Genomic DNA, 21,482 nt, shown 5'->3' with positions numbered 1-21,482 from the left:
ATGACAGAGCGGCCCTTGGGCGGTGCGGACAAGCTCACTGGCAAGTCAAAGACGAAGCGGCTGATAATGTAAGTCGATCAATTGACTTGATTTACGACATGCTGCCGTAAACTCTGGAGTAAATTCCAAGTCGACCGATGAGATTTGGTAGGCCAGAAGACACCCTACCGCTGTGCGATGTTCCGGAAGCGGAAACGAGCCTTAGACGATCGACGCGTGTCTTTCGCAAAGTGGGGGATTTCTGTGACGGGGCCGCCAACCAGTCACAACTTGACAGTTCTTATTGCCACACCTAAACTTACGACTTCAATAGACTTGAAAATAGCCCTTCGGGGAACCTATGTTGCAGCCCGTTACTGTCATTACCGTAGTAAGCACGATTAGTATTGTGGGAGATCCCACAACCTTGGCGTAGGGACTGCGAACACGAATGATTCAAAGGTAAGCCCTGACGCCGCAACGGCTTCAGGGCTTTTTTGTTGAACCGATCGAACTGGCTATGCCGGTAGACTCGGTACCACTAAGCGGATCGCCCCATGAAAAAGATTGAAATCTACGACACGACCTTGCGTGACGGCGCCCAAGGAGAAGGGGTCAGCTTTTCTCTGCAGGACAAGCTGGCCATTACCGAGCGTCTGGACGAAATTGGCGTCGATTTCATCGAAGGGGGCTACCCTCTTTCCAATGAGAAAGATGCCGAGTACTTCCGTCGCGTCCAAGAGATGGACTTGAAGCAGATCAAGGTCTGCGCCTTCGGGATGACGCGCCGCAAAGGGATGCTGGCCAAAGACGATCCCGGCATGCAGGCCCTGGTCAACTCCGGCGCCCCGGTGCTGACGATCGTCGGCAAGACGCACGACTTCCATGTGACCGACGTGCTGCGCGTGACGCTGGAAGAGAACCTGGCGATGATCGCCGACTCGGTAGAACTGATGGTGACCGAGGGGCGCGAGGTGATCTATGACGCCGAACACTTCTTCGACGGCTGGAAAGCAAACCCTGAGTACGCGGCCCAAACGATCCAATCCGCCGCCAAGGCCGGAGCACGCATGGTCGTTCTGTGCGATACCAACGGTGGTAGCCTGCCGGAAGAGATTGCCGAACTGACCAAAGCCGCGATCGACGCCCTCAGTGAATTCAACGTTCCGGTGGGCATCCATACCCATAACGATGGCGACCTGGCGGTGGCCAACGCGTTGGCCGCGGTGGATGCCGGGGCGCTGCAGATTCAAGGGACCATCAACGGCTTCGGCGAACGCTGCGGCAATGCCGACTTGATTTCGTGCGTGGCGAACCTCGCGCTCAAGAAGGAGGGCTACGAAGTCCTCGGCGGAGATGGGTTTGAGCACCTGACCGAGCTGTCGCGATTCGTCTACGACACGGCTAACGTCAATCGCCGCAACAACCAGGCCTTCGTCGGTCAAAGCGCCTTTGCCCATAAAGGTGGAATGCACGTGCACGCGGTCAACCGGGCCGCTTCCAGCTACGAGCACATCTCGCCGGAAGCGGTCGGCAACGAACGCCGCGTGCTGGTCAGCGAACTATCGGGTCGCTCGAACATCATGGCCCTGACGACCAAGATGAACATCGAGCAAGACCGCGAGGTCATGGACAAGATCCTGGCGAGCGTGGTCGAGCTAGAGAACCGCGGCTTTCAATTCGAAGCGGCCGAAGCGTCGTTCGAGCTGTTGGTTCGTAAGACGCTCGGAACGTTCAACCCGCACTTCAAAACGCTCAAGTATCACGTCGAAGTCGAAGACGTCGTGCATTATCAGGACCTGGAATTGACCACTGAAGCGACCGTCAAGCTTGACGTCGCCAACGCGATCAAGCACGAGGTGGGTGAAGGAGACGGCCCGATCGACGCACTTAGCGCGGCACTGCGCAAGGCGCTGTTGGAAACCTATCCGAACTTGAATCAATTGAAGCTGGTCGACTACAAGGTCCGCGTCGTCAACAGCGAAGCGGGCACGGCTGCCCGAACACGCGTACAGATCGAGTGCAGCGACGAACACGACGTATGGGGAACCATTGGCGTCAGCGAAAACATCATCCAGGCCAGCTGGAATGCGTTGGTCGATGCCGTCGAATACAAGCTGCACAAGGACGAAGCGGCGAGCCAAACGCCGGCCAAGTCCCAGATCGTAGCAACCAATTAGCCAGTCATGCCAAGGCGGAATCGGCAAGGGATTCCGTCTTTTGTCTCATGTCCCCTCTCCCTTTCAAAGGGAGAGGGCTAGGGTGAGGGTTGAGAACGGGTACACGTTTTGCCCCCACCCTAACCCTCTCCCTCGCAGACGGGGGCGAGGGGACATGAGACCAAACATTCGAACACTTCACACTGAAAACTAAACACATAGCGAGTCATACTGGTGGCGTTCTCCGCTCAGGATATTCCCAATCGATTTGATTTCTCGATCTCGCCCAAAATCTACGAATACTGGGAATCGCAGGGATTCTTTCATAGCGAGCCCGACCCCAATCGCGAGCCGTTCACGATCGTCATCCCTCCGCCCAACGTGACTGGGGCACTGCATCTGGGGCACGCGCTCAACAACACGCTGCAAGACGTGTTGATTCGTTACAAACGCCTGAAGGGCTTCAACACGCTGTGGATGCCTGGCACCGACCATGCCGGCATCGCCACCCAGGCCGTGGTGGAACGACGCATCTTCGAATCGGAAAAGAAGAGCCGGCACGATCTCGGGCGTGAAGAACTCGTCAAGCGAATCTGGGACTGGAAAGATCAGTACGAGAAACGCATTCTCGGCCAGCTCAAGCGGCTGGGCAGCAGCTGCGACTGGGAGCGAACCCGATTCACGCTCGACGACACGTGCGCCCGGGCAGTGCGGCGGACGTTCTATGATCTGTTCGCCAAGCAGTGGATCTACAAGGGTAAGCGGCTGGTCAACTGGGATACGTTCCTGCAAACAGCGGTGAGTGACGACGAGGTGTTCCACGAAACGACCGACGGTAGTTTCTGGCACTTCAAATACCCGGTGATCGATCCGCAGCCGGGCGAACCAAAGTTCGTGACCATCGCGACGACGCGTCCCGAAACGATGCTGGGCGATACGGCCGTGGCCGTGCATCCCGATCCGGCCAAGGCGCTCGACACGATCGAAGCCGAGCTGAAGCAGAAGCTCCAAGAAGCCGCTGGCAAGGATAAGCCAGCCATCCAGGAACAGCTGGACCAGATTGCCGATCGCCGCGAGACGATGCTGCCGCAGCTGATCAAGCTGCGTGACATGGCGCTCGATGGCCGCAAGCTGATGCTGCCGCTGGTCGATCGCGAGATTCCACTGGTGGCCGACCAATGGGCCAAACCGGAACTTGGCTCAGGCTGCGTGAAGATCACGCCTGCTCACGACCCCAACGACTACGAAGTGGGGCGTCGACAAGAGTTGCCGATGATCAATATTTTGAACGCCGACGGCACGATGAATGAGACGACCGGCGAGTACGTCGGGCTGACCATTCCCAAAGCGCGGCAGGCCGTGGTCGAGGATCTCGACAAGCTGGGCCTGTTGGAAAAGATCGAAGACCGCAAGATCGAGCTGGCCTATTCCGACCGCAGCAAGACGCCGATCGAACCGTACCTGGCCGACCAGTGGTTCATCAAGATGGACCAACTGGCCCAGAGCGCGATGGACGCGGTGAAGGATGGCCGCGTGAAGATCTTCCCGTCGCGTTACGCCAATGGCTACCTCGATTGGTTGAGCGAAAAACGCGACTGGCCAGTCAGCCGTCAGTTGTGGTGGGGGCACCAGATTCCGATCTGGTCGATCGAGTGCGAATACAAGGAAGAGCACGACAAGCTGATCGCCAAGCTCCAGGCCGACCCCGACATCAAGAGCGGCAAGGCCAACTTCCAGGTCGAACGGGACGAAGAATTGGAAGTGGCTGAAAAGACCGGCACCATTCAGGGCGCGGTCCGCGTGACCATGCCTTATGCCCAGGTGCACGTGTGCATTGCCAACGAAGACGAGACGCTCGCCAAGAAGTACGAGGCCATGGGCTTCGTGCGCGAACAGGACGTGCTCGATACCTGGTTCAGCTCGGCGCTGTGGCCGCACTCGACCCTCGGCTGGCCGGAGCAAACGCCGGAACTGGCTTATTATTACCCTACCAGCACGCTGATCACCAGCCGCGACATCATCACGCTGTGGGTGGCTCGCATGGTGCTGGCCGGGCTGAACAACATGGGAGAAGTGCCGTTCCGCGAGGTGTTCATTCACCCAACCATTTTGGATGGCCTGGGCGAGCGCATGAGCAAGTCGAAGGGGAACGGCGTCGATCCGTTGGACGTGATCGAGAAGTTCGGTGCCGACTCGCTCCGCTTCGGTTTGGCTTACCTGACCACCGAAACGCAAGACGTGCGGATGCCGGTGCAGTTCGAGTGCCCCCACTGCGACGCGCTGATCGATCAGACGAAGAAGAATCGTCAGCTGCCGCGCGTCGAATGCAAGAAGTGTGGCAAGCCGTTCAGCACCCAGTGGGCCGAAACGGCCGAAGACAAGGCGCTGCCCCGCGGTGCGGTGGTGAGTGAACGTTTCGAGCTAGGTCGTAACTTCTGCAACAAGCTGTGGAACGCCGCCCGGTTCACGATGATGAACCTGGAAGGGTACACGCCTGGCGATGTGTCGCCTGAAGAGATGCAGTTGGAAGATCGCTGGATCCTTTCACGCTTGTACACCGTCAGCCAAGAGGTGACCAGGTGTTACGAAAGCTACGGCTACGCAGACGCGGCTCGGGCAACGTATGACTTTGCCTGGGACGAGTTCTGCAGTTTCTACGTGGAAATCCTCAAAGAACGTTTCCAAGACGATAAACAGCGGGCAGCCGCCCAACGGGTGATCACCTACGTGCTCGACGCGATGCTGCGGCTATTGCACCCGATCATTCCGTTCATCACCGAAGAGATCTGGCAGACGCTCGGTAAGATCGCTCCGACGCGCGGTATCGAATCGCCCACCGAAGCGACCGAAAGCATCATGCAATCGACCTGGCCCGAGATCGACCCTAAGTGGGAAGACCGCTCGATCGAACGCCAGTTCGCCGTGTTTCAAGAGACACTCGGCAGCCTGCGGGAAATCCGCAGCCGTCAGAACATCGCGCCGAAGGACACGATCGAATTCGTCATCCGCTGCGACGAGCCAACCGCCAAGCTCCTGGAAACGATGTCGCCGTACTTCCTCTCGATGACCAACGCCAAGAGCTGCGGCCTGGGTAAGGACGTGACGGTGCCGGAAACGAACGCCGCGATCACGGTGGGAGATATGGAGATCTTCGTCGATCTGAAGGACTTCATCGACGTCGATGCCGAGATCGAGCGTCTCGAGAAGCAAGAGCAAAAGCAACAGCAATTGGTGACCAGCAAAGAAAAGAAGCTCGGCAATGAGAGCTTCGTTGCTCGCGCCCCAGCCGATGTCGTGGCCCGCGAACGGGAGAGCCTGGAGCAAGCCAAGCTGGAACTTGAGCGTACCCAGGCTGCTTTGGCGAAGCTACGAGAGTCGGCGGCGAAGTAGGTTTTGCCTACGATGCGTGATGGTCACGCTTGGTCGTTACTTCATAAGATCAATCGTCTCGATGATAAACGACGAGTGCACGACAATCGCCAGGCCGAATTGGTGGTGCGTCTTCACCGTGATGTAGTCTCCTTTCACGGTGTTGTTCACGAAACGCTGGCCATGGATGATTCCTACAATCATGGGGACATTTGCGGCTGAGTCATCGCCGCGGCGGGGCATGTAGACGGGGCCACCGCTGTCGCCAGCGAAAATATGGGTACTGACGTAGAATGTCTTTATCTTTTGCGTGGGGAGCAGCGGGAAGGACGCGATCGGGCCGCCTCGCAGAATGGGAAAACCTGCTTCGCTGGCTTCCTCTCGGTGAGGGTAGCCGAGGAAGACCATCTGCTTTCCGGGATGAACCTGGTATTTTCTCAGGTCGTCGTCGGTCGCCAGAAGATCGGTGGAAACGTGCGCCAGGTCCGCATCCTCAGGCGGCGTGACGGCAATCACCGCGACATCCTCACTGGGGTGCTTCGTCCAGAGGGGCGTCTCATCGTTTCGGATGATGAGTTTGAGCGGGAGCTTCTTGTAGAGCCCCTTTTCGACCTTACGGCGGAATAGGATGGTAGTCTCGCTCCCCTTCGTGTTGGCGAGAACGTGATTGGCCGTGACCAGCAGAAAGCTTTTTCCCTGGTCAGGCGTCAGGATGAAACCGGTGGCGGTGGAATCGTCATGGCTCAACTTCACCGTGGCCCGCAACATCCGCGTGTTCAGGTCTTCGACCTCGGCCGATAGAGGTGACGCCCCGAAAAGGAGAAGTGTCATGGAAGAGAATAGGAACCAGCGGGAAAGTATTCTTAACATCACGGGCAAAGTTGGGTTCGGGTTGCGAGCGCGAGCTGTGTATCTTAAGTGAATGTATACTTTTGCGAATGAGCGTGCTATCCGGTAAAGGCGTTTTCTCTGGATCGGAACTTTGCCATTTGCCGCAGCGGACCAATTTGGGGACTGTTCCCTCAGAAATTTCCAGGGATATAATCGAGTTAATTGAACGAGAATCCCTGAGCAAGAATTCAGATCCCCTTATGCCGATTCAGATGGAACTCTCGCGGATCATCATCAGCGAGATTAACGACCAGCAGGTAATCTACTTGAAGGAAGTGGACGGAGAACGCCAGTTTCCCATTATGATTGGCATCTTCGAGGCGACCAGCATTCACCGCCGCGTGAAAGATTTCGTCCCGCCTCGTCCATTGACGCATGATTTGATCGTCAGCATCGTCGAACGCCTGGGGGGCGAACTCGACAGCGTCATCATCAACGATCTGAAGGAAGGAACCTACTTCGCCAACCTTCGCGTGAAAGTCGACGGCGAACTGGTTTCAATCGACGCCCGCCCTTCCGATGCAATCGCCGTGGCCGTCACCAGCCAGCCGCACCTACCGATCTACGTGGAAGAACACGTGCTGGAAGAATCGGAAGTCTAATTATCGGCCTGATTTCTTTCAGGGTGGCCCTCTATGAAGACAGACTCGTTGTCAAGTGTTTTCACCGGTGGTTCCCTTCCTCTATCCGAGCGTTTCCCGTGGTGGGATAGCCCCTGTGGGTGTTTTCGAAGTAAAGGGGAAGGCTGCCCTAACCAGAGACGAGCTTGAGCCCAGGGCCACCTCGAGCGTACCTTCCCGCCGGAACAGGTGAATGCTTGACCAGTCGCTTCTTTCGAAGGATCTCCCAGAGTTCTATCGAGTTGTGGGGATTCCTTAATTTAAACGGCTTGCTCTAAAACGCGATCCGCTTGGGGCGTTTCGCGGCGTAGTTCGTGGTGCAGCCAGCGAACCCAACGATTGGCGACCGCCGCGACCACCACGTTCTTCGGTTTGCCTCGACTCAGCATGCCGGTCGCTAGCTTGGTCCATGGGCCACTTGTTTGTCGAATCAGTCGATGCCCCAATTCGATCAACACAGTCCGCAGGTCGGGGTTGCCGGCCTTGATCAGTCCTGCATCTGCCTGACGTTGTCCACTGCTGGCATTGCGAGGCGTCACTCCGCAGAACCGAGCCAGTTGCTTGCCACGCGTGAAGCGATCGAAGCGACCGATCTCGGCGCGAAGCGTAACCGCCGTCACCAGCCCCACGCCGGGCATTGTCAGAAGCTTCGCAACGACCGGATCGTCTTCGACCGTGTGCCTGATCTTGGCTTCCACAGCACGGATGCGACGCCCCAGGGAAGTCAATTCCTCGAGGTGGTCTTCCACAAGCCACCGGTCGCTTGGTGCCAAGTCGTCTGTTTCCTGCAGCCATGTGAGCCACTTCTTCGTCCAAGGCGTGCCGCCCGGTGAAGGCACCCGGTTTTCTCGTAAAAGCCCACGAATCCGCAGTTTAACGTCCCGCCGCCGCCGCACCAATTGAGCCCGATGGCGGACCAGGCGTCGCAGTTGCCGCGTTGCTTCGGGGGCCAGCCACACGCTCGGCAGGTAATTGACGCGAGCCAGATCGGCCAGCAGTTGGGCATCGGCCAGGTCGGTTTTGTCAGGCGAACGCTTCATCCGTGCGACGTAGCCTGGATGAGCCAGCTGCACCGGCAAATTGCGATGGGTGACCAGTTCCTCGGCCAGATCGGCCGCCCCGCAACAGGCCTCGATCGCCACGCGTTGCGGCGTGCCATGCTGCAACGCAAAGCGGGCAATCAAATCAGCCTCATTCCGCACCGACCGATTCGCCAGCGTCCGCCCTTCCGAATCCAAAACACACACCTGAACCAAATCCTGATGGTAATCAAGCCCGACGAAAGTTGGTAAACTAGACATCGCTCGTTGCTCCTTTTGGGTTTATGGGTTACTAACACACTCGTAGTAAACCCTAGGAGCAACGGGTCTTCATCCCTATCCAGAGGGCATCTCTGGGTGCCGAAGGCACAAGCGGCTCATGAGTTCGGCTTGAATCAAACAGAGGCATCGCTTCCCGGTAACGTTCTTGCATTAGCCGCTTGTGGCCAGTGGCCACCTAGAGATGCTCTCTGGGCTACTCAGGTTGAAGTTTCGCTTGAGAAGTCCATAAAAAATGGCCACCGAATCAGGCGGCCATTTCCTTGAGACCTTTTATGTTGCCGGCCGACGCATTCACGTGTCGAGCAGGACGTCTTTGAAGGCGGCTTGCAGGGCCTTGAGGCCTGGTTCTCCTTCGTGTTCGTCGACGATGACGTTCACGCGGACTTCCGAGGTGCTGATCAGGTCGACGTTGATGCCAGCGCTGCTGAGGGCCTGGAACATGCGGACGCCGACGCCGGTGTGGCTTCGCAGTCCGATGCCGCTGACGGTCAGCTTGGCCGCTTCGCGGTTGCCTTCGACTTCTCCTTCACCCATTTCCTTCACGACTTCTTCCAAGGCCGCGAAGGCCTTTTCGTAGTCGGCCACCGGGCAGGTAAAGCTGACGTTGGCACAGTCATCACGGCCGACGTTCTGAATGATCACGTCGATGTTGATTCCCTTGGCGGCAACGGCATCGAATACCTGGGCGGCGATCCCGGGGTGATCCGGCACGCGACGAACCAACAGCAGCGATTGGCTGCGATCCAGCTCGATGTCGTCGATCGCCAGGTCTTCCATTTCGCGTAGACGTTGTACGACGATCGCCGGATCGGTCACGTCGCGAACGCGTACCGAACTGACTTCCGCCGGGGAATCTTCCGGCGTGACGTCGAGTTCGAATCCGTTATGCACGGCTTGCAGCGCCCGCTGGGCATCGGCCTGGCTGACCAGGACCGAGATCTTGATCTCGGAAGTGGAGATGGCTTGGATGTTGATTCCTGCTTCCGAAAGGACCTGGAACATTTTGTTGGCGACGCCCGGCAGCGTGGCCATTCCCAGACCGACGACCGAAACCTTCGAGACATGATCGTCGAAGGTAACGTTCTCTGGCTGCAGCAGTTCCGAGGCCTGTTTGACGGCGTCGAGCGTGACCTTCAATTCATTCTGTGGAACGGTGAAGCTGATGTTGGCTTTGCCGTCCTTACTGATGTTCTGCACGATCATGTCGACCGAGATCGCCTTGGCGGCGATGCGGCGGAACAGTTCCAGCGAGACGCCAGGTTCATCCGGAATGCCTTCGAGCGTGATGCGGGCTTCCTTCTTGGTGATCGCCGCGCCGCTCACCGGACGCGTGCGCGACTCCGGATCGTGCACGATCAGCGTGCCGGGGACGTCGGTGAAGCTGCTGCGCACGTGGATCGGCACGCCGAACTTCTTGGCGAATTCAATCGAACGGCTGTGCATCACGCCGGCACCCAGACTAGCCAGTTCTAGCATTTCGTCATAGGCGATCTGCGGAACGCGACGGGCATCGGGCAGCACGCGCGGGTCGGTCGTGTAGACGCCGTCGACGTCGGTGTAGATTTCGCACGTGTCGGCATCGAGCACGGCGGCCAACGCAACGGCAGTGGTGTCGCTACCGCCGCGGCCGAGGGTCGTGATGTTGAGGTTCTCGTCGATGCCTTGAAAACCAGCGGCGATGACGATGTTACCTTCATCCAGCAACTGCTTCACGCGAGACGTTTCGATCGAGCGGATGCGGGCCTTGGTGTGGGTGCTGTCGGTGCGGATACCGATTTGGGCACCGGTCAGGCTGACGGCCTTCGAACCGAGCGCGTCGATTGCCATCGCCATCAGAGCGACGCTGACCTGCTCGCCGGTCGAGAGGAGCATGTCCATCTCACGGGCAGGTGGGTTGTCGCTGACCTGCTGGGCCAGATCGACCAGGACGTCGGTGTTCTTGCCCATCGCGCTGACGACCATGACCACTTGGTGGCCTTCTCGCTGGGCGCGAATCGCCTTTCTCGCTGCGGCAACAATCTTCTCGCAGTCGGCGACGCTGGTACCTCCAAACTTCTGAACAATCAATGACATGGGATCGTGTCACCCGTAATAAATTTCGACTTGGCAAAGAGACTCACGCCGGCGACCGCCGGAGTCAGCGATTTACACGCCGAGGAAGTATGGCATCATCTTCCAACCTTCGTCGAAGCTTAGCGACGAGGCGTCGGCGTTGCGTTCGTTGTAAGCCTCGAACGCGTCGGCTTCGATGCCGCTGCCACACATGGTCAGCGGGACGAAACCGTGGCTATGGGTTTTCGTGCGGCAGAACGTCGGATGATCAGGGAGCACGATCATGCGGTACTCGCCGTACTTCTTGAGCGCTTCATGCAGCGGGCCGACGATCTTTCCATCGATCGCTTCGAGGGCCTTGATCTTTTCTTCGACGTCCCCTTCGTGCGAAGCTTCGTCGGTGGCTTCGACATGCACGCAGATCACGTCGGTGGAATCCAACGCGTTGATGGCATACTGCCCCTTAGCGGCGTAGTCGGTGTCGGTATAACCGGTCGCACCGGGGACTTCGATGCGGTCCCAACCGATCAGCGCGGCCAGGCCACGCAGCAGGTCGACCGCGGTGATCATCTTGCCGGTCTTACCATATAACTCGTTGAACGGCGTCAGGGCAGGGCGGCGGCCCAGGCCCCACAGCCAGATGTTGGTAGCCGGCGGCTTGCCTTCGGCGATACGCTTTTTGTTGACTGGATGATCGGCGAATAGTTCGACGCTACGGCTCATCATGTCCGAGAGCCAATCGCTGCCGAGGCCACGTGGGTAACTATCGGCGACCGACTTATCGCTTAAATCGTGTGGCGGCGTGGTGCGGGTTTCCATGCTGAACGGGGCAGGGCGGTCCTGTCCGCGATAGATCAGCAGATTGCGGTAGCTGACACCGGGATGGAATTCGACCCTTTCGCCGCCCAGTTTCTGTTGGGCCGTTTCCAACAGGGCCTTGGCTTCTTCCGACGAGATCTGCCCGGCGGTGAAGCTCTTCATGATCTGGTCTTCGATGGTGACCAGGTTACAGCGGACGGCCCAGTCGTCGGCACCCAGCTCGATGCCTTGCGCGGCGGCTTCTAACGGGGCGCGGCCGGTGAAGTACTGCAGAGGGCTATAGCCGAGCAGGCTCAGGTTGGCCACGTCGCTACCGGCGGGAAGATGCGCCGGGACGTTATCGGCACGACCGACGACGCCTGCTTTGGCGATGGCGTCCATGTTCGAAACGTTGGCAGCTTGCAACGGAGTCTTACCGCCGAGCGACTCTTGAGGTTCGTCGGCGCAGCCGTCGGGAATGACAATCGCGTATTTCATTTTTCCCGAATCTCCTTGTTGGGTTGGGCATGACCGAAGGTTTGGGCGCCACTGGCATCCTACCAGCGGTTACATTTGCAATCGCGAGTCCGCTTCCTAAGCACTGGCCAGAGGCCAGTGGCACACGGACAATCGCACCTGACGGTAAACGCTTCGCTAGTCTTGAACCAGCATCTTGCGGGCGCCTGGTTTGACCGTGGGCATCTTGCTGATCGTTTCCAGCGCGCGGGCAGCTTGTCCCTGGGTTGCCGTGTGGGTCATGATCACCAGCGGCGTGTAACTCTTGGTGTCGCCATCGAAGTTCTCTGGTTCGTGTTGAATCACCGAGGCGATCGAGATCCCTTGTTCGCCCAGGACGCGGGCAATTTCGGCCAGCACGCCGGGACGGTCTTCGACGCTGAAGCGGAAGTAGTGTCGGCCGCGAATCTGGTCGGGCGAGCACATCTGGACGTCGCTGTGGTTCTCGGTGAAGAGTTTCAGCGTGCGGAACGTCAGGGCAGTACGTCCCACGGCCATGTCGATCATGTCGGCGACGACCGCCGATGCGGTTGGCTTCTGACCGGCACCTTGCCCATAGTAGAACAACGGTCCGACCTGGTCTCCTACGACGCTGATCGCGTTGAAGGGGCCACGCACTTCGGCCAGCGGTTCGCCGGCGCGGATCAGCGATGGCGAGACGTGTAGTTCCAGCCCTTCGTCGCTCAGCTGAGCCGAGGCCAGCAGCTTGATGCGATAGCCGAGTTCCTTGGCAAAGCGAATGTCGACCGGCAGCAGCTTATCGATCCCTTCTCGGGGAATCGTCTTCCAATCGATTTTGATGCCGAAGGCAATATGCGCGAGGATGGCCAGCTTCTGGGCGGCGTCGGTGCCGTCGACGTCCATCGTTGGATCCGCTTCGGCGTAGCCGAGTCGTTGGGCTTCCTTGACGGCCCACTTGTAGCTCGCCTCTTGCTCTTCCATCGCCGAGGCGATGAAGTTGGACGTGCCGTTCAAGATGCCGCTGAGCGAACTAAGCTGGTTGGCGGTCAGGCACTGGCTGAGATTCGTGATGATCGGAATCCCGCCTGCCACGGCGGCGTCGAAGGCGATGCTGCGGCCCAGCTCGCGTGCCCGGGCAAACAGCTCGGCGCCATGTTCGGCGATCAATGCTTTATTGGCGGTAACGATATCTTTACCGCTTTCCAGCAACTGCAGCATGATGGTTCGGGCGGGCTCGATCCCCCCAATCAACTGCGCCACGACCTTGATTTCGGGGTCGCCTGTCACCTGGCTCAGGTCGTCCGTCAGCACGCCGTCAGGCAGTTCACAGTCTCGAGCACGGCCCAGATCGCGAACGACGGCTTTCTCTAACCATAAGGTAGTGCCTGCGTTACGCGCAGTTCGGTCGCCATGATCGAGTAGGATTTTAGCGACGCCAGCTCCGACGGTTCCTAAGCCGACGATGGCGACCTTCGTTTTGTGCATAGGTATGGACAAACGGTATGAGGATGAACGAAATCGGTCGTGAAAGGGATCATCCTAGGTTGCCTTAGGGCGACTAGTCAACTGGGCTAAAGTTGTTGCCCGCCAATAGGTTGGGCCAAGCGGCGCGTCATTTTGCGCAGCTTGGGGAAGGTGGTCCCGCGAGGGGCGGGGGAACCTAGAGCCCCAGTTCCTCTTTCACGGCCGCGAATTGCTCGACGGCGAACTTCAATTCTTCGATCGAATGTCCAGCGGAAACCTGGGTGCGGATGCGGGCCTTGCCTTGCGGTACCACGGGGTACGAGAACCCAATCACGTAGATTCCCCGCTTCAGGAGCCGCTCGGAGAACTCGGCCGCGACCTTGGCGTCGTAGAACATCACCGGCACGATCGGGTGCTCGCCGGGCAGGACATCGAGCCCTAGCTTGGCGATTTCTTCGCGGAAGAACTTGGTATTGGCTTCGAGCTTGTCACGCAGCGCGGTCGAACTTTGGATCAGTTCCAAAGCCTTCAGCGAGCCAGCGACAATGGGGGGAGCCAGCGTGTTAGAGAACAGGTACGGCCGCGAGCGTTGACGCAGCAGGTCGATGATTTCCTTGCGGCCGCTAGTGTAACCGCCGGAAGCACCGCCGAGTGCCTTGCCAAGGGTTCCGGTGATGATGTCGATGCGGTCGATCACGTCGTGGTGCTCGTGCGTACCCTTTCCGGTCTTGCCCATGAAGCCGACGGCGTGCGAGTCGTCGACCATCACCATCGCACCGTACTTGTCTGCCAGATCGCACAGGTCCGGCAGGTTGCAAATGTAGCCATCCATGCTGAACACGCCGTCGGTCGCAATCAGCTTAACGCGGGCATCGGCGGCTTCCTGTAGCTTGGCCTCGAGATCGGTCATGTCGTTGTTCTTATAGCGGAACCGCCGTGCTTTACAGAGACGGACGCCGTCGATGATGCTGGCGTGATTCAGTTCGTCGGAAAGAATGGCATCTTCCGGACCGAGGATCGTTTCGAACAATCCGCCGTTGGCATCGAAGCAGGACGAATAGAGGATGGTATCCTCCATACCCAGGAACTTGGTGATCTCGTCTTCCAGGTCTTCGTGCGCCTGCTGCGTACCGCAGATGAAACGCACCGAAGAGAGCCCGTAACCCCAACGATCGAGACCTTCCTTGGCGGCCGCGATGATCTCGGGGTGATCGGACAAACCAAGATAATTGTTCGCGCACATGTTCAGCACTTGCTGCTGCTTTGGCAGGTCGATCTTCGACTTCTGCGGCGAAAGAATCGTCCGCTCGCTCTTGTACAAGCCCGCTTCACGGATCTCGTCGAGGATGCCTGAGTAACGCGATTTAACTTCTTCGTTCCACATCAGAATGTCTCAATCAATTGTCCCTTCTCCCTCGAAGGGAGAGGGCTAGGGTGAGGGATTTTTTGAGTTTAAAGTATTCAGTTTTCCGTGTTCAGTAAGAAGTTGGTAGGCGGCTACCACCGAACACTTCAAACTCAATAACTATTTCTCCGACCAATCAAGCACAACCTTCCCGGACTGTCCGGAGAACATTGCCTCGAAGCCTTGTTCAAATTCGGTATAGTGCAAACGGTGCGTGATGACCGGATCGAGGTCGAGCCCGCCTTGCAGTAGCACGGTCATCTGGTACCAGGTTTCGTACATCTGGCGGCCGTAAATGCCTTTAATGGTCAGCATGTTGAAGATGACGTCGTTCCAGTCGATCGCGATGTCATCCGGCGGAATGCCGAGCATCGCGATCTTCCCGCCGTGGCACATGTTTTTGATCATATCGCGGAAGGCCGTGTCGTTGCCGGACATTTCCAGACCGACGTCGAAACCCTCGTGCATGCCGAGTTCTTGTTGCACGTCCGATAGCTTCTCGTTACGCACGTCGACCACTCGCGTAGCGCCCAGCTTTTTGGCCAACTCCAATCGCCAAGGGTTCACGTCGGTTACCACCACGAAGCGTGCCCCAGCGTGTTTGCATACGGCGGCAGCCATGCAGCCAATCGGACCGGCACCGGTGATCAGGACGTCTTCGCCGAGCACAGGGAAGGTGAGCGCCGTATGGACCGCGTTGCCGAAGGGATCGAAGATCGAAGCGACGTCTAGGGGAATGTCGTCGGCGTGATGCCAGACGTTGGTCATCGGAATCGAGATGTACTCGGCGAACGCACCGGGGCGATTGACGCCTATCCCTTCCGTTTCCGAGCAAAGATGCCGACGGCCGGCCATGCAGTTGCGACACTGACCGCAGACGACGTGCCCTTCGCCACTGACGATTTGGCCAGGCTCGAAGATGCCGACGTTCGAGCCGACTTCGACGATCTCACCGACGAACTCGTGACCGACGACCATCGGTACCGGGACGGTCTTCTTGGCCCAGGCATCCCATTTATAGATGTGAAGATCGGTCCCACAGATGCCAGTCTTGAGAACCTTAATCAGAACGTCGTTGATGCCGATGGCTGGTTCCGGGACGTCTTCCAGCCACAATCCCTTCTCTGCGTGACGCTTGACGAGCGCTTTCATGAAAACAACCTATTGATGTTTGCGCACGGAATCTAACGATACTTCGAACCGAAATGCTACGAATTCCGGGGCTTCCGTTGGTCGCCCCTACCAGGCTGATTGCACAAGCCTCGGGCAGTTAGCTTCTGCGCAAAGTTAAACATTGAGTTCAAGCTTTGATTGTAACGCCGACGCGCCGCAAGCGAATGCCCAACAGGCCTTCCAAGGCAACAAAGTTGGCGGATGTTTGGTGGAAATCGCTGACAGCTAAACAACCGTTTGGTGACAGTGGCAACTGTACCCATGGCGAGAGGGCATTTGGTTGCATTATGTTAGAGCGGAACCACAACCAGTCCTTCCCGAGAGATTGCCCCATGCCCCGTCCGATTCCCATCCAAAGCTTGAATCACCTGGCCCTGGCCGTTCGCGATGCCCGGGTTGCTTGCGGCTTCTACCGAGACGTTCTCGGGTTTCGCGAAGTCGAACGCCCGCCGTTCAACTTCCCCGGGGCCTGGCTGGTGGGATATGGCATTCAGATTCATATCCTGGAAACGGAACACCTCGGAGATTACGGCGACAACCCGAACTCCCGCGCGAATCATTACGCGTTCGCCGTGGACGACAACAGCGACCTGGTCGAGATCCTCAACGAGCACGGCATCGAGTTCATCCAGCGCGTTAATGCCGGCAACGTGCACCAGACGTTTTTTCAAGATCCGGATGGGCACACGATTGAAGTGGCGGTGTATCCGGCGGATCCACCGTTTATTGATTAGTATCCAAGGAATACGAAAGCCCTGGTTGGTGATGCCAGGGCTGAGAGCGTTCTCGTCTGGAACTTCATTGATCTTACCGATAAAGTCGTTAAGTACTTCTTCGTGCTTTCGCTTCAGCAAGTATTTCGTCGGCAACTCGCTTCTGCGTCTTGTTGAACTCAGGGGACCATCGGTCATGTATGTCTTGAAGTGCCTCTAGTGCTTCGTCATTGCCAATGGCAGCCAGGGCTTTGAGGGAAGCAGATATCGGGTTCCAATTATCGATGTGATCGAATCGTTTGATGAGAGGTATGATTTCAGGGCATGATTTGTCCACAGAAATGAGCGTGTTGAGACATTCCGGATAGGCCTGGGGTAATCCGGTATGGTCGACATATGCCGCGGCTGCGAGTAGATCGGGAACAGCCTCTCGGGCGTTCTCCTTCATCTTGCCTATGGCGACGGCAGCACATTTGACAAGGTGATGATCGCCTGAAAGCAGCGCTTCTCGCAAAACAGGTAAGGCGTCTAGTGTTGGCTTTCGTTTGCAGTAGTTATCGAAGTAGATGCCTCGAAAACGCTTGTCTTTCCCTTTCATGCAGGCGACGAGATCCACCACCTCAACACGCTTTGGCACCGTCTTCTGGCATTTGCGGCAGAGTCCGCCGGTGTCTTGATGGACTGCGGGAGGCACAGTTACATTACATCGGTAGCAAACCGGGGCTTGATCCGTATCCACTGAGATACCCTGGGCGACGAACGTCGAATTGATGCGAGAGGTCTTCTGGAAGAGTTTCTCTAATCATAAACTCTTTGACTCAAGAAACCAAAAAAGCCCTGGACATTTTGCCTAGGGCTTTTTGGCTTTCGCGACCTAGGACCTTAGATCCGCCACCCTTCGCGGTACTTCCGCTCAATGAACTGGTTTGCCGAGTCGTTGTTGGTGACCTTCAGGCTAGCTGCGTCCCACTCGATCGGTCCGCCGCTACGGTAGGCGATGTTGCCCAATAGAACCGTTTCGGTCAGGGGGCCGCTGTAGTCGAAGCTACAGGTCGTGGGGGTGCCTTCCTTGCAGGCCTTGATCCATTCCTCGTAGTGACCGATGGAATTGGGGATGCTCTGTTCAGGGGCTTTCCAGTCCTTAAAGTTTTCTTCAGGCAGCAGGGTGAAGTTGCCGTAGGTGGCCAGCATCATTCCCTTGTCGCCGTGGAACATTACGCCGGAGCCGGGAACCTTGTGCCCGTTGATTTCTTTCGGGCCGTGGTTGCCGTCGCGCCACTTCATGGTGATGGCCGGGGCGACGTCGGTCTTGGGAAACTCGTAGTTCACGGTAAGTCCCAGGGGGGCCGTGTGGGCATCGGGCTCGGGGCCTTCAGCCGAGACCTTCGTGGGATACTTCAGCTTGAGTGCCCAGAAGACCAAATCAATGTAATGGCAGCCCATGTCGCCGAGCGTGCCGCCACCGAAGTCCCACCAGCGTCGCCATTGGGCTGGCATGTAGACTGGCGAGTAATCCCGGTAGGCTGCCGGGCCGAGCCACAAATCCCAATGCACGTTATTAGGGACCGGAGGCTTATCGGTGGGGACTGTGCCGCCACCCCAGCCTTTGCCGACCCAGACGTCGACGTGTTGCATGTTACCGATGGCACCAGCCTGAACCGCTTCGACCACGCGGCGATAGTTATCGCCAGCGTGAATCTGCGTGCCCAACTGCGTGGCCAGCTTGTTCTTGACCGAGAAGTTGGTCATCTCACGGGCTTCGTGAACCGTGTGCGTCATTGGCTTTTCGCAGTAGACATGCTTGCCCAACTGCATCGCCCACATCGAGGCCGGCGCATGCGTATGATCCGGCGTGCTGACCACGACGGCGTCGATGTTCTTCTCTTTGTCCAATAGGACGCGGAAATCGTTGTACTTGTTCGACTTGTGCTTGCTGTACTGACCAGCAGCCTTGTTCAGGTAGTTATCGTCGATATCGCACAGCGCGACCAGGTTTTGGCCACTTACCCCGCTGACGTTTGCCGAGGCACGATTCTGAACACCGATGCACGCGATATCCAGTAGCTCGTTGGCGGAGTTCGACTCAGCAGCCGAGGCCAATTGGTGAAAACCAGTGCCCGCAACCATGGCGGCTGCGGCAGAAGTTTGGAGAAAAGAACGACGGCTTAACGCTGGTTTTCTCATGCAGAAAATCCTTCAGGCAAGAAGTCTAGTAGAGGGGTAGCCGAAAAAATGGCTGGCAGGAAGTTACATCATTCTCACTGATGTATCTCCAGGATACAAAGTTTCGCGACAAGAACCACAACGTTTTTATCCACTTTATTCAACGGAAAAGGGTTGAATGGCTGAACTGCGGCGGGTTTTACGGCACTTAAGTACAGCCCCAATTTTGACTAAAGGGCTGTAAGAGCCCCTTGTCAAAGGAGGGTAGGTGCGGCACAATGTGTGGTTTCCACCCGGTCTAAAGTTTTGACCTGGGAACAAACGTGGATGTAGGAATCACGTTTTCGTCGCTGATACAGCGGTATGGTGATTCCTGGAAATCGAATCTTAGGAGTGAATCGCACATGGGCCATTACACAGGTCCCAAGGCCAAAATCAACCGTCGCCTCGGTGCCGTTATTTACGAAAGTCGCGGCGCCATGCGTGCTGCCGACCGTCGGCCTAACCCCCCCGGCATGCACAATCGTCCAAAGCGCCCGTCCAACTACGGTGCCGCTTTGATGGAAAAGCAAAAGATCAAGCACTATTACGGCATTGGTGAAAAGCAGCTCCGTCGCTACTTCGCCCACGCCAAGCACAGCAAGGGGAACACGGGTGAAAATCTGCTGTCGCTTTGCGAACGCCGCTTGGACAACGTGGTTCGTCGTGCCGGTCTGGCTCTGACTCGCTGCCAGGCTCGCCAGGGGATCGTTCACGGTCACTTCCTGGTCAACGGCCACAAGGTCGACAAGCCTTCCTATCAGATGCGTCCCGGCGACGTGGTTAGCGTTCGCAACCGTGAAAAGCTGCAGATCCTTTACCGCAGCATTCACGCGGACGCTTCCGGCGAACCAGCGGCATTTCTGTCGCCTGATCCGGAAACCCTGTCGGTGACCTACGACGCCGTTCCAGGCCCGGAAGACATCAGCCTGCCGGTGGACGTGAACATGGTGGTCGAATTCATGTCGCGTTAATTTCCGAAATCAATTTTTCGGCAATTCGCAGATTTCAAAGGGATTCCGGCACGACAGCCCGTCGCGGAGTCCCTTTTTTTTTGGTTCAATGTGCCACTGTTACCAGTGGAACTTGAGACGCATCTCCCCACTACCGCATCTCAAGTCAGTAACTCAATTTTGCCTTAGTAAATTTGCTAGAGAGACATCATGGCTCATACCCAATTGGCGGTCATCGGTGGTGGTCCCGGGGGCTACGCAGCAGCATTCTTGGCTGCCGACGAAGGAATGGAAGTCACCCTCATTGAAAAAGAACCGCGTCTCGGGGGGACGTGCTTGTTGCGTGGATGCATCCCGTCCAAGGCACTGCTGCACGTGGCACGCGTAATTGATGAAGTCCACGAACTGAACAAGGACTGGGGCGTTACCTTCAGCGACCCTCAGATCGAGCTAGACAAGCTGCGTGCTCGTAAAGAAGGGGTCATCAAGTCCCTTTCCACCGGCCTCGGTCAGCTCGCCAAGAAACGTAACGTGACCGTCATCAAGGCGAAGGCCAGCTTTGTTGATTCGAGCACCCTCGAGTTTGAGGGGGACGACCCTTCCATTCCCGAGGGTGGCAAGCTGACGTTCGATCATGCGATCGTCGCGACGGGCTCGGTGGCCGCCATGCCGCCAGCTTTCCAGATCGACTCGCCACGGGTGATGGACTCGACCGGCGCGCTGGAGCTACAAGACATTCCCGAGACCATGCTGGTCATTGGTGGTGGCTATATCGGGCTGGAAATGGGCACCGTCTACGCCCATCTGGGTACCAAGGTCAGTGTTGTCGAACTTACCGACGGGCTTCTGCCGGGTGCCGACCGCAACCTGGTCAAGCCGCTGGCCAAGAAGCTGGAAGAACTGTTCGAGGGGCGTATCTTCACCAACACCAAGGTTGGATCGCTGGGCGATCGCGACGGCAAGGTTGAAGTCGCGTTCGAGGGACCCAACAAGTTCGGTACGTTCAAGTATGACCGCGTTTTGGTTTCGATCGGTCGTTGGCCGAATACCAAGGGAATTGGCCTGGAAAACACGCAGTGCGTCGTCGACAAACGCGGTTTCATTGGGGTCGATAAGCAGCTTCGCACGGCCGATCCGAAGATCTCGGCGATCGGCGACGTGACCGGCAATCCAATGCTCGCTCATAAAGCGACCCACGAAGGTCGTGCCGCCGTCGAGGCCATTTTGGGGCATCCCGTTTCGTTCGAGCCAGCCGCGATTCCGGCCGTGATCTTCACCGATCCCGAAATTGCCTGGGCTGGTCTGATGGAAGAAGAAGCCAAGGCCATGGGGAAGAAGGTCGAGGTGGCCATGTATCCCTGGGCGGCCAGTGGTCGTGCCCAAGCATTAGGTCGTACTGATGGGTTGACCAAGTGGATCATCGACCCCGAAACGCAGCGTGTTTTGGGTTGCGGGATCGTCGGGCCAGGTGCCGGTGAGATGATTTCCGAGGCCGTTTTGGCCCTGGAAATGCGTGCCGAAGTCTTTGATCTGACTTCGACAATTCACCCGCATCCGACCTTGAGCGAGACCGTTATGAACGCTGGCGAGGTATTTTTCGGAACCGCCACCGAAATTTACAAGCCGAAGAAGAAGTCGTAACGTCTTATCATTAAATAACTTGTGGTTTTAATTGGGCTTGTGCCGATTCTGCTGCCTGCAGAACACGGAGAGGGTTCGCCTACCACTCGCTGACAAATATACTCAGCGCGGTAGAATTCAGACTCGAAGCCCGCCTCGGGCCTAAACCGAGATTGATCTTTGAGATAAGTTAATCGAGGGTTGCTTCGCCAGACCTCGTCGCGCAAATAGAAGTCGCGACGGAAGAAATTTTTTCCTGGCGCAAAGCAACGGACTGAAAAAAGG

15 protein-coding genes are annotated in these 21,482 nt (G+C 57.5%); 6 read left to right on the top strand and 9 right to left on the bottom strand.

What is annotated here, in order from left to right; all coding sequences use genetic code 11:
* The first annotated feature begins 536 nt into the window (after positions 1-536).
* Positions 537-2,159, top strand: a complete 1,623-nt coding sequence (cimA, locus tag Pan97_RS14810; protein ID WP_144973807.1) for a citramalate synthase — start codon at positions 537-539, stop codon at positions 2,157-2,159.
* A gap of 210 nt (positions 2,160-2,369) precedes the next feature.
* Positions 2,370-5,528, top strand: coding sequence for a valine--tRNA ligase (locus Pan97_RS14805; protein WP_144973805.1), 3,159 nt, complete (start codon positions 2,370-2,372; stop codon positions 5,526-5,528).
* 36 nt (positions 5,529-5,564) lie between these two features.
* On the opposite strand, the gene Pan97_RS14800 is transcribed toward Pan97_RS14805, so the two are convergent.
* The gene (locus tag Pan97_RS14800) at positions 5,565-6,338 is read right to left on the bottom strand and encodes a trypsin-like peptidase domain-containing protein (RefSeq protein ID WP_165698772.1); all 774 of its coding nucleotides are present in this window, start codon (positions 6,336-6,338) and stop codon (positions 5,565-5,567) included.
* 260 nt (positions 6,339-6,598) lie between these two features.
* Between Pan97_RS14800 and Pan97_RS14795 the strand changes: the two genes are divergently transcribed.
* Complete coding sequence (locus Pan97_RS14795; RefSeq protein WP_105359611.1) at positions 6,599-7,000, top strand: bifunctional nuclease family protein; 402 nt, start codon at positions 6,599-6,601, stop codon at positions 6,998-7,000.
* Positions 7,001-7,278: 278 nt separating this feature from the next.
* Here the strand turns inward: Pan97_RS14795 and Pan97_RS14790 are convergent, their stop codons facing one another.
* The 6 genes from Pan97_RS14790 to tdh all read right to left on the bottom strand — a co-directional run bounded on the left by Pan97_RS14790 (position 7,279) and on the right by tdh (position 15,688).
* The gene (locus tag Pan97_RS14790; RefSeq protein ID WP_144972314.1) at positions 7,279-8,319 is read right to left on the bottom strand and encodes an IS110 family RNA-guided transposase; all 1,041 of its coding nucleotides are present in this window, start codon (positions 8,317-8,319) and stop codon (positions 7,279-7,281) included.
* Between the two features lie 312 nt (positions 8,320-8,631).
* A complete protein-coding gene (locus Pan97_RS14785) occupies positions 8,632-10,413 on the bottom strand; it encodes an aspartate kinase (protein ID WP_144973801.1) in 1,782 nt (593 codons plus the stop codon).
* A 72-nt stretch (positions 10,414-10,485) separates the two neighbouring features.
* Entirely contained in the window at positions 10,486-11,688 is a 1,203-nt protein-coding gene (locus tag Pan97_RS14780; protein WP_144973799.1) for a cofactor-independent phosphoglycerate mutase, read from the bottom strand.
* A gap of 156 nt (positions 11,689-11,844) precedes the next feature.
* Positions 11,845-13,152: a homoserine dehydrogenase gene (locus tag Pan97_RS14775; RefSeq protein WP_144973797.1), complete on the bottom strand. Its 1,308-nt coding sequence runs from the start codon at positions 13,150-13,152 to the stop codon at positions 11,845-11,847.
* A 175-nt stretch (positions 13,153-13,327) separates the two neighbouring features.
* The gene (locus tag Pan97_RS14770) at positions 13,328-14,515 is read right to left on the bottom strand and encodes a glycine C-acetyltransferase (protein ID WP_144973795.1); all 1,188 of its coding nucleotides are present in this window, start codon (positions 14,513-14,515) and stop codon (positions 13,328-13,330) included.
* A gap of 141 nt (positions 14,516-14,656) precedes the next feature.
* On the bottom strand, positions 14,657-15,688 hold the full coding sequence (gene tdh, locus Pan97_RS14765) for an L-threonine 3-dehydrogenase (protein ID WP_144973793.1): 1,032 nt from the start codon (positions 15,686-15,688) through the stop codon (positions 14,657-14,659).
* 353 nt (positions 15,689-16,041) lie between these two features.
* Between tdh and Pan97_RS14760 the strand changes: the two genes are divergently transcribed.
* Complete coding sequence (locus Pan97_RS14760) at positions 16,042-16,443, top strand: VOC family protein (protein WP_165698771.1); 402 nt, start codon at positions 16,042-16,044, stop codon at positions 16,441-16,443.
* Positions 16,444-16,531: 88 nt separating this feature from the next.
* Here Pan97_RS14760 and Pan97_RS14755 read toward each other — a convergent pair whose 3' ends face one another.
* Positions 16,532-17,059: a hypothetical protein gene (locus Pan97_RS14755; protein ID WP_144973789.1), complete on the bottom strand. Its 528-nt coding sequence runs from the start codon at positions 17,057-17,059 to the stop codon at positions 16,532-16,534.
* Positions 17,060-17,304: 245 nt separating this feature from the next.
* On the bottom strand, positions 17,305-18,606 hold the full coding sequence (locus tag Pan97_RS14750; RefSeq protein ID WP_144973787.1) for a Gfo/Idh/MocA family oxidoreductase: 1,302 nt from the start codon (positions 18,604-18,606) through the stop codon (positions 17,305-17,307).
* A 383-nt stretch (positions 18,607-18,989) separates the two neighbouring features.
* Here Pan97_RS14750 and rpsD point away from each other — a divergent pair, with 383 nt between their 5' ends.
* Positions 18,990-19,598 (top strand): 30S ribosomal protein S4, encoded by a 609-nt coding sequence (rpsD, locus tag Pan97_RS14745; RefSeq protein WP_144973785.1) that lies wholly within the window; start codon positions 18,990-18,992, stop codon positions 19,596-19,598.
* 189 nt (positions 19,599-19,787) lie between these two features.
* Positions 19,788-21,218 carry a dihydrolipoyl dehydrogenase gene (gene lpdA, locus Pan97_RS14740; RefSeq protein WP_144973783.1) on the top strand — a complete coding sequence of 477 codons (1,431 nt, stop codon included), beginning with the start codon at positions 19,788-19,790 and terminating at the stop codon, positions 21,216-21,218.
* Positions 21,219-21,482: the final 264 nt, after the last annotated feature.

The organism is Bremerella volcania, assembly GCF_007748115.1.
GTDB classification, from domain to species: domain Bacteria; phylum Planctomycetota; class Planctomycetia; order Pirellulales; family Pirellulaceae; genus Bremerella; species Bremerella volcania.
Note: the sequence above shows the minus strand (reverse complement) of the source record. Positions and strands in the feature narration are given on the sequence as shown.

What these genes read in the sequence shown, in the direction of transcription:
- cimA (WP_144973807.1), top strand. Translation starts at nt 537, where the DNA reads ATGAAAAAGATTGAAATCTACGACACGACCTTGCGTGACGGCGCCCAA.
- Pan97_RS14800 (WP_165698772.1), bottom strand. Translation starts at nt 6,338, where the DNA reads ATGACACTTCTCCTTTTCGGGGCGTCACCTCTATCGGCCGAGGTCGAA.
- Pan97_RS14795 (WP_105359611.1), top strand. Translation starts at nt 6,599, where the DNA reads ATGCCGATTCAGATGGAACTCTCGCGGATCATCATCAGCGAGATTAAC.
- Pan97_RS14790 (WP_144972314.1), bottom strand. Translation starts at nt 8,319, where the DNA reads ATGTCTAGTTTACCAACTTTCGTCGGGCTTGATTACCATCAGGATTTG.
- Pan97_RS14785 (WP_144973801.1), bottom strand. Translation starts at nt 10,413, where the DNA reads ATGTCATTGATTGTTCAGAAGTTTGGAGGTACCAGCGTCGCCGACTGC.
- Pan97_RS14780 (WP_144973799.1), bottom strand. Translation starts at nt 11,688, where the DNA reads ATGAAATACGCGATTGTCATTCCCGACGGCTGCGCCGACGAACCTCAA.
- Pan97_RS14775 (WP_144973797.1), bottom strand. Translation starts at nt 13,152, where the DNA reads ATGCACAAAACGAAGGTCGCCATCGTCGGCTTAGGAACCGTCGGAGCT.
- Pan97_RS14770 (WP_144973795.1), bottom strand. Translation starts at nt 14,515, where the DNA reads ATGTGGAACGAAGAAGTTAAATCGCGTTACTCAGGCATCCTCGACGAG.
- tdh (WP_144973793.1), bottom strand. Translation starts at nt 15,688, where the DNA reads ATGAAAGCGCTCGTCAAGCGTCACGCAGAGAAGGGATTGTGGCTGGAA.
- Pan97_RS14760 (WP_165698771.1), top strand. Translation starts at nt 16,042, where the DNA reads ATGCCCCGTCCGATTCCCATCCAAAGCTTGAATCACCTGGCCCTGGCC.
- Pan97_RS14750 (WP_144973787.1), bottom strand. Translation starts at nt 18,606, where the DNA reads ATGAGAAAACCAGCGTTAAGCCGTCGTTCTTTTCTCCAAACTTCTGCC.
- rpsD (WP_144973785.1), top strand. Translation starts at nt 18,990, where the DNA reads ATGGGCCATTACACAGGTCCCAAGGCCAAAATCAACCGTCGCCTCGGT.
- lpdA (WP_144973783.1), top strand. Translation starts at nt 19,788, where the DNA reads ATGGCTCATACCCAATTGGCGGTCATCGGTGGTGGTCCCGGGGGCTAC.